Here is a 7,786-nt window from a genome sequence, read left to right on the forward strand (position 1 = left end):
CCCTTGATAATCGGCCAGCTTGTCCAGCAGCCGGTCTCTCGCTTCCTCAAAATCCGTGTCCTTCAGCTTCTCGAGCTCGGGCCATGCGCCGATCATGTTATAGCCGTCAACCAGAAGCACATCGCCCGGTCCCCCGGCCACCGTCAGCCCTTCCGCCGCGCGCCGGCGCCGCCTTCGCCGGCTGCGGTCGAGCGCGAGGCGTTCAGCCGCTGGCGGACGACCTCGTACATCAGCACACCCGCCGCGACCGATGCGTTAAGCGAATTCAAACGGCCGGACATGGGCAGCTTGACGAGAAAATCGCATTTGTCGCGGATAAGCCGGCCGATCCCTTTGCCTTCGTTGCCGATCACGACGGCAAGCGGCATATTGAAATTCGCACGGTAAACCTCCTCGGCGTCGTTCACATCCGTGCCGGCGATCCAGATGCCGCGTTCCTTCAGCCGGTCGATCGTCTGCGCCAAATTCGTCACCCGCGCAACCGGCACATATTCGACAGCGCCCGCCGACGTTTTGGAGACGGCGGCGGTCAAACCGACCGACCGGCGTTTCGGAATAATGATGCCGTGCACGCCCGTGCATTCCGCAGTCCGCAGGATGGAACCGAGATTATGGGGGTCTTCGATTTCATCCAACAGCAGCAGAAAAGGCTCCTCGCCCTTCGCCTCCGCCGCGGCGATCAGCTCGTCGACCTCGAAATACCGGTAAGCGGCGGCCTGGGCGACGACGCCCTGATGAGGGACGCCTTGCGCGAGCTGGTCGAGCTTGCGCTTGTCCGCCGATTGGACGATAATGCCCAGCCGCTTCGCCTCCGCATAGATCGGCTGCGTCAAGCTGCGCTGCGCCCCTTCGGCGATCCATATCTTGTTGATTTCCCTGCCCGCCTTCAGCGCTTCCATGACGGGATGCTTGCCGGCGATCCATTCCGCCTGCTCTTCGCCGCCGCTCCGTTCCTCACGCTCTGTCAATGTTCTCATCCTCCTTGCGTTCCGGCAAAGCCGGCCGCTCTTCACCTTGCCCGAACGCGACTGCAAGCAGTGTGTTCAAACGGTCCAGTCTTCCCATGTAATATAAATAGCCCACCAGACATTCCAATGCGGTTGCTTGCCGGTAATCCTGATGATCCGCATTTTTGGGCGGCGCGCCCGACTTGGCGTTGCGCCCGCGGCGCACAATATCGGCTTCCTCTTCGGACAGCAGCGGCATCCACTGCTCCAGCAGCTCCCGCTGCGCCCGCGCAGAGACGAAACGGGTCGCGCTCCGGTGGAGATGATCGGATTTATGGTTCGGCAGCGAGACCAGATACTGCCGGACGAACAGCTCGAACACGGCGTCGCCGACATAGGCGAGCACCACCGGATTGATCAGGTTCGGCGGCTTGGATGGCGGATGCAGATAAAATGTGTCCGTCATTTGCGCCGCCACCGGATGCCTTGCGGCGTATCCTCGAGTACGACGCCCTCTCCGGCAAGCAGGTCCCGGATCTCGTCGGCCCGCGCCCAATTTTTCGCCCGGCGCGCTTCGTTCCGTTCCTCGATCAGTCGATCGATCTGCCCGTCGTGAAGCCCTTCGACGGCGCCGCTGCCCGGCAGGAAGCCAAGCACGCCGTCGAGGTATGCGATCAGCCCGATAAACGTCCGCAGCGCGGCTCCGTGCACGATTTCCCGCTTCAAATAATGATTTGCTTCGCTGACCAGATCGAACATCGCGGTCACCGCGTCCGGCGTATTGAAGTCGTCGCTCATCTTGACATGAAACCGCTCCACGATTTCCGTCAGCCGGGCATCGAGTTCTGCGTCGCCTGTCCGCAGCCCGCCTGCCGGAGAGCATGCCGTTTCTCCCGCTTCCACCGCCTTGCCTGCCAGCGAGCCGAGCGCCTTCAGCCTGTGCTCCAGATTCGCCGCGCAATTCGCGATCCGCTCGATGCTGTTCTCCGCCTGCGCGATCGTCTCCTCGTTGAAGTTAAGCGGGCTGCGGTAATGCGTCGACAGCATGAAGTAGCGCACCGCGTTCGGCTTCGTTCTTTTAAGCAGCTCCTGAACGGTGATGCCATTGCCGAGCGACTTGGACATTTTCTCATTATTGATATGAATATATCCGTTGTGCAGCCAATAGCGCGCCAGCGGTTTGCCCGTCAGCGACTCCGATTGCGCCACCTCGCACTCATGGTGCGGGAACTGCAGATCGTGCCCGCCCCCATGGATATCGAGCGTATCGCCTAGATACTTACGGGCCATCGCCGAGCATTCGATATGCCATCCCGGCCGCCCGGGCCCCCAGGGACTGTCCCAGAAAATTTCGCCCGGCTTCGCGCCTTTCCACAGCACGAAATCCTGCGGATTTTCCTTTTTATCGCCGACCTCGATTCGAATGCCGAACTGCAGCTCCTCCAAATTCTGATGGGACAGCTTGCCGTATTCCGCGAACCGGCTCGTCCGAAAGTATACGTCACCGCCGCTCTCATAGGCGTAATCCTCCGCAATCAACCCTTCGATAAAAGCAATAATTTCGCCGATATGGTCGGTCACCCGCGGGTTGAGCGTCGCCTTGCGGACGCCCAGCGCCTCGATGTCCTCATTAAAAGCGGCAATGAAACGGTCGGCCACTTCCGGCACGGTCGTACCGAGCTGCTCGGCCTTGCGGATCAGCTTGTCGTCGACATCCGTGAAGTTGACAATATACGTCACCTCATAGCCGGCCGCCTCCATGTAACGGCGCACGACGTCGAAGAAAATAACGGGCCGGGCGTTTCCGATATGGATATAGTCATAGACGGTAGGGCCGCAGACATACATTTTCACTTTGCCCGCCTCGAGTGGCTCGAACGCCTCCTTGGCGCGCGTTAGGGTATTATACATGCGTATCATGATTCCGCCTCGCCTCCGTCGCCTTTACTGTTCTTCTTCAATTTTTCAAGCTCCGCCTGCAATTCGTGCATTTCCTTGTACATCGACCGAAACATCTCGATCACCGGGTCGGGCAGCTGCGCGTGATCCAGCTTGCCTGCGCCGACACGCTCGCCGTTGGACTTGACGATTTTGCCCGGGATGCCGACGACCGTGCTGTTCGCAGGAACCTCGCGCACGACCACCGAGTTGGCGCCTATACTCGAATTATCCCCGACTTTGAACGATCCCAACACTTTGGCGCCGGAGCCGATGACGACGTTATTGCCGATGGTCGGATGACGCTTTCCCTTTTCCTTCCCCGTGCCACCTAGCGTGACACCTTGATAAATCACGACATCGTCGCCGATCTCGCATGTTTCCCCGATGACGACCCCCATGCCGTGATCGATGAAAAACCGGTTGCCGATCGTCGCGCCGGGATGAATCTCAATGCCTGTCATAAAACGGCTCGCCTGCGAAATGATGCGCGCCAGCGTAAACAAACGGCGCTTATAAAAAACGTTCGCGATGCGATGCGCCCATATGGCGTGCAGGCCGGAATAAGTGAACACGACTTCGAACCTGCTGCGCGCCGCCGGGTCATTCTCGAAGACGGCCTGAATATCGGAGCGTAAATGGCGAAGCACCGACAATCCCCCTCTCTCTGTCCAAACAAATAAAGCCTCTGCAGCCGAAGCTGCAGAGGCGTATATACCGCGGTTCCACTCTGCTGGGGAGGACCGATTCGCCCTCCCCACTCTTGCGTTGATAACGGGTACGACCCGTTGCCGCCTACACCTGCGACGGCCGCTGCGTATCGGCGGAGCCTACGCATTCGGCCGGTCGGACCGGTTCGGGACAAGGCTCCCAGGCGCATGTTCGGTTTCCGGAACCGGACGACTTCCACCCTGGCCGAGCGCGCCGAAGCGCTGTCTGCATGCCGGTCGTCCTCTCTGCGGGTTCCTGAGGGAAACGTACTTTTCCTGTTCCAAGCCTTTGCACATGTAACATCATAATGAATATAGCTTGTAAGTAGTATACCTCTCGCGCCGCAACCTGACAAGGCGGACAATCCGTGAAAGTCCGGCTACGGCCATCGGTCCGCATCGGTCCGCATCGCGCACAAGCCGCACGGAGCCGCGGACCCCGCTTACAGGCGTCCCTCTACCGTCCGCGCCACCTTGTCCTTGCCCAGCAGCGCGATCGTCCGGTTCAGATCGGGTCCGTGCGTCTGTCCGGTTACCGCCGCACGGATCGGCATGAACAATTGCTTGCCCTTGAAGCCGGTTTCCTGCTGGACGCCTTTGACGATCGCCTTCACGGCTTCCTCGGTGAACGCATCGTCCGGGCAGCCGCTCACCGCCGTCAGGAACGCGCGCAGAACCGTCGGCACCTGCTCCTCGGCCAGCACGGCAGCCGCCTCCTCCTCGTCCTCTACCGCATCGCGGAAAAAGAGCTCGGTCAACGGCAAGATGTCCGCTGCGAACCGCAGCTTGTCCTGATACAGCGAGACCAGCTCGGTGACCCAGGCATGCCCGGCCTCGTCGAGCTCGTCCGCCACGCGCCGCGCCTTCCGCAGATGCGGCAGACACAGCCCTACAACCCGCTGCACATTGGCCTTTTTGATATATTCGTTGTTCATCCAGGCCAGCTTCTGCGCATCGAACACCGCCGGGCTTTTGCTCAGGCGCGCCGCGTTAAACACGCCGATCAGCTCCTCGCGGGTGAACATCTCCTGCTCGCCCTCCGGCGACCAGCCGAGCAGCGCGATGAAGTTGAACATCGCTTCAGGCAGGTAACCGAGCGCATCGTACTGCTCGATGAACTGGATGATCGACTCGTCCCGCTTGCTCAGCTTCTTCCGGCTCTCGTTCACGATCAACGTCATATGGGCGAACACCGGCGGCTCCCAGCCATGCGCCTCGTAAACCATCAGCTGGCGGGGCGTGTTGGAGATATGATCCTCGCCGCGCAGCACGTGGCTGATCTTCATCAGATGGTCGTCCAGCGCTACGGCGTAGTTGTACGTCGGGATGCCGTCCTTTTTCACGATAACGAAATCGCCGATACCGTCGGACTCAAAGCTGATCGTGCCCTTGACCATATCGTCGAACGTATAGGTTTTCCCCTCCGGCACGCGGAAACGCACGCTCGGTACCCGGCCTTCCGCGGTAAAAGCCTGGTGCTGCTCGTTCGTCAAATGACGGCAGCGGCCCGAATAACGCGGCATTTCCCCACGGGCGGACTGCTCCTCGCGGTCGCGCTCCAGCTCTTCCTCCGTGCAATAGCACCGGTAAGCCAGACCCTTGTCCAGCAGCTCTTGCCAATGCGCGCGGTATAGATCCAGACGCTCCGTCTGCCGGTAAGGCCCGTAGCCGCCGCCGATATCCACGCTTTCGTCCCAGTCGATGCCAAGCCATTTCAAATAGGTCAGCTGGCTCTCCTCGCCGCCGGCGATGTTGCGCTTCAGGTCCGTATCCTCGATCCGGATAATGAAGGCGCCGCCCAAGCTGCGCGCGTATAAATAATTGAACAAGGCCGTTCTTGCATTGCCGATATGTAAGTGCCCCGTCGGCGATGGCGCATAACGGACACGCACGTCGTTCGTCGTCATAAATCGTAACCTCCCGTCAAATTGTAAAGCCTACCGCTCATCCCGCACCAGACAGACCACCGACTGCGCCGCGATCCCCTCGCCCCGTCCGGGGAACCCGAGCCTCTCGGTCGTCGTCGCTTTCACATTCACCTGATCGGCGTTCGCCTCAAGCACCCGCGCGATCACCTCGACCATTTGCGGAATGTAAGGCGCCATCTTGGGCTGCTGCGCAATAATGGTCGAGTCGATGTTGCCAAGCTTATACCCCCGCTCCTTCACCAGACCCCATACATGCTCAAGCAGCTTCACGCTGTCTGCATCCTTGAAGGCGGGATCCGTATCCGGAAAATGTTGCCCGATGTCGCCGAGCGCCAGCGCGCCGAGCGCCGCGTCGGCCACCGCATGCAGCAGCACATCCGCGTCGGAATGGCCAAGCAACCCTTTCTCATAAGGAATCGTCACGCCGCCGATGATGCACGGCCGCCCTTCCGTCAATTGGTGCACGTCAAATCCTTGTCCGATTCGGATCATCTCGTCCCGTTCTCCTTTCTCATCCAGGCCCACCGGACCGCGCATGCCCAACGCCGCGTCCGGACAGCAGGAACGCCGCATATGGCAAATCGTCCGGCGTCGTTATTTTAATATTGGTATAATCGCCCTCCGCGACCGCCACCGGATGGCCGTACCGCTCCACGACCATTGCATCGTCGGTGCCGATAAAACCTTCGCCCTCCGCGCGGCCATGGCACGCCTCCAGCAGCTCGCGGCGAAACGCCTGAGGCGTCTGGATCGCCCACAGGCTGCGCCGGTCGGGGGTCGACTCGATAATGCCCGCTGCGTCGACCTTCTTGATCGTGTCCTTCACCGGAACGGCCAGCACCGCAGCTCCGTGACGATAGGCGGCGGCGATACAGCGCCGCACCGATTCCGGCGTCACAAGCGGCCGCACGCCGTCATGCACCATCACCCACGGCGAGCTTGCCGCCGCCAGCCCCAGCCTGACCGAATGTTGACGCTCGCCGCCGCCCGGAACGACCGCCGCCACTTTCCGCAGCCCGTGCTCCGCCGCAAGTCTGCGGCAGCGCTCCACGTCTTCGACTCCCGTGACGAGGACGACATCGCGGATTTCACGCATCCGTTCGAAAATAGCCAAAGTATGCACAAGCACCGGCTTGCCCCTAAGCGGTAAATACTGCTTGCTCTCCGCAGTGCCCATGCGCGTGCCGCGACCGGCGGCGACGATGACCGCGCTCCACTCTGCGCCGTCCGCGACCGCCGGCTCTGCCATTGATCCTTTCATTCCCAACCCTGCCTCGCTGCGCGATAGAATATTCTTATCATACACCAGCTTTTCCGCCGTGTTCAATAAGCGGCTGCCCTGCGGCCCGCTGCCGTCTGCCTCCAAGGCAGGTCCGCACCGTCAGGAAGCGGCAAACGGCGCCGGCCTCCCGCCGGCGGATTCATTCATCCGCGGAGCGGGCGGCCGACGCCGCCTTGCTTCCCCTATTGCTCACTGCGCCTTCTCGAGCAGCTTCGGCTTCGCGAAAATCATGCGGCCCGCCGACGTCTGGAGCACGCTTGTAACCAGCACCTCCATCGTCGTGCCGATGAAATCGCGTCCGCCCTCCACGACGATCATCGTCCCGTCATCCAGATAAGCGACGCCTTGGCCGTGCTCCTTGCCGTCCTTGATTACCTGCACGACGATCTCCTCGCCCGGCAGCACGACCGGCTTCACCGCGTTGGCCAGATCGTTGATGTTGAGCACCGACACGCCCTGCAGCTCGCACACCTTGTTGAGGTTGAAATCGTTCGTCACGACCTTGCCCCGCAAAGCTTTGGCCAGCTTGACCAGCTTGCTGTCCACCTCTCCGATTTCCTCAAAATCACCTTCGTAGATCAGCACCTTCACGTCAAGCTCCTTCTGAATTTTGTTCAAAATGTCCAGACCCCGCCGGCCACGGTTGCGCTTGAGTAAATCGGACGAGTCCGCGATGTGCTGCAGTTCCTCCAGAACGAATTCGGGAATGACCAAGGTGCCTTCAATAAAACCGGTTTTGCAGATATCCGCAATGCGGCCGTCTATGATGACGCTCGTATCCAGAATTTTATGTTCCTCGAATCCGCGGCCGGTTTCCTCCGCCGGCTGCGGCTTGCGCACGGTCCAGAATGACTCTGCGGCCGCCGCCAATTCTTCTTTTTTGCCGAGCCCGATCCGCAGACCCATATAACCGAAAAATAACGTCAGCGCAGCCGGCACCATCACTCCCGCTCCGCTCAAACCGGCTACCGCCGGAGACAG

The 7,786-nt window shown here is 60.7% G+C and carries 9 protein-coding genes; all 9 read right to left on the bottom strand.

Going from position 1 to position 7,786, the window contains the following annotated elements; genetic code table 11:
• Positions 1-141: NYN domain-containing protein (locus BG52_RS13910; protein ID WP_036667513.1), on the bottom strand; the 141-nt coding region annotated here is incomplete at its 3' end.
• A gap of 2 nt (positions 142-143) precedes the next feature.
• Positions 144-968 carry a 23S rRNA (guanosine(2251)-2'-O)-methyltransferase RlmB gene (gene rlmB / locus BG52_RS13915; RefSeq protein WP_036579990.1) on the bottom strand — a complete coding sequence of 275 codons (825 nt, stop codon included), beginning with the start codon at positions 966-968 and terminating at the stop codon, positions 144-146.
• A complete protein-coding gene (locus BG52_RS13920) occupies positions 955-1,413 on the bottom strand; it encodes a Mini-ribonuclease 3 (protein WP_036579987.1) in 459 nt (152 codons plus the stop codon). The genes rlmB and BG52_RS13920 overlap by 14 nt, the downstream gene beginning before the upstream one ends.
• Positions 1,410-2,867, bottom strand: a complete 1,458-nt coding sequence (gene cysS, locus BG52_RS13925) for a cysteine--tRNA ligase (protein WP_397309310.1) — start codon at positions 2,865-2,867, stop codon at positions 1,410-1,412. Before cysS ends, BG52_RS13920 begins: the two co-directional genes overlap by 4 nt.
• Complete coding sequence (gene cysE, locus BG52_RS13930; protein WP_051587585.1) at positions 2,864-3,535, bottom strand: serine O-acetyltransferase; 672 nt, start codon at positions 3,533-3,535, stop codon at positions 2,864-2,866. Before cysE ends, cysS begins: the two co-directional genes overlap by 4 nt.
• Positions 3,536-4,038: 503 nt before the next feature.
• The gene (gene gltX / locus BG52_RS13935) at positions 4,039-5,502 is read right to left on the bottom strand and encodes a glutamate--tRNA ligase (protein WP_036579978.1); all 1,464 of its coding nucleotides are present in this window, start codon (positions 5,500-5,502) and stop codon (positions 4,039-4,041) included.
• 30 nt (positions 5,503-5,532) lie between these two features.
• On the bottom strand, positions 5,533-6,015 hold the full coding sequence (ispF, locus tag BG52_RS13940) for a 2-C-methyl-D-erythritol 2,4-cyclodiphosphate synthase (RefSeq protein WP_036579976.1): 483 nt from the start codon (positions 6,013-6,015) through the stop codon (positions 5,533-5,535).
• A gap of 19 nt (positions 6,016-6,034) precedes the next feature.
• Complete coding sequence (ispD, locus tag BG52_RS13945; RefSeq protein ID WP_223299026.1) at positions 6,035-6,784, bottom strand: 2-C-methyl-D-erythritol 4-phosphate cytidylyltransferase; 750 nt, start codon at positions 6,782-6,784, stop codon at positions 6,035-6,037.
• Between the two features lie 210 nt (positions 6,785-6,994).
• Positions 6,995-7,786: PIN/TRAM domain-containing protein (locus BG52_RS13950; RefSeq protein ID WP_036667515.1), on the bottom strand; the 792-nt coding region annotated here is incomplete at its 5' end.

It is taken from the genome of Paenibacillus darwinianus (assembly GCF_000598065.1).
Taxonomy (GTDB): Bacteria; Bacillota; Bacilli; order Paenibacillales; family Paenibacillaceae; genus Paenibacillus_I; species Paenibacillus_I darwinianus.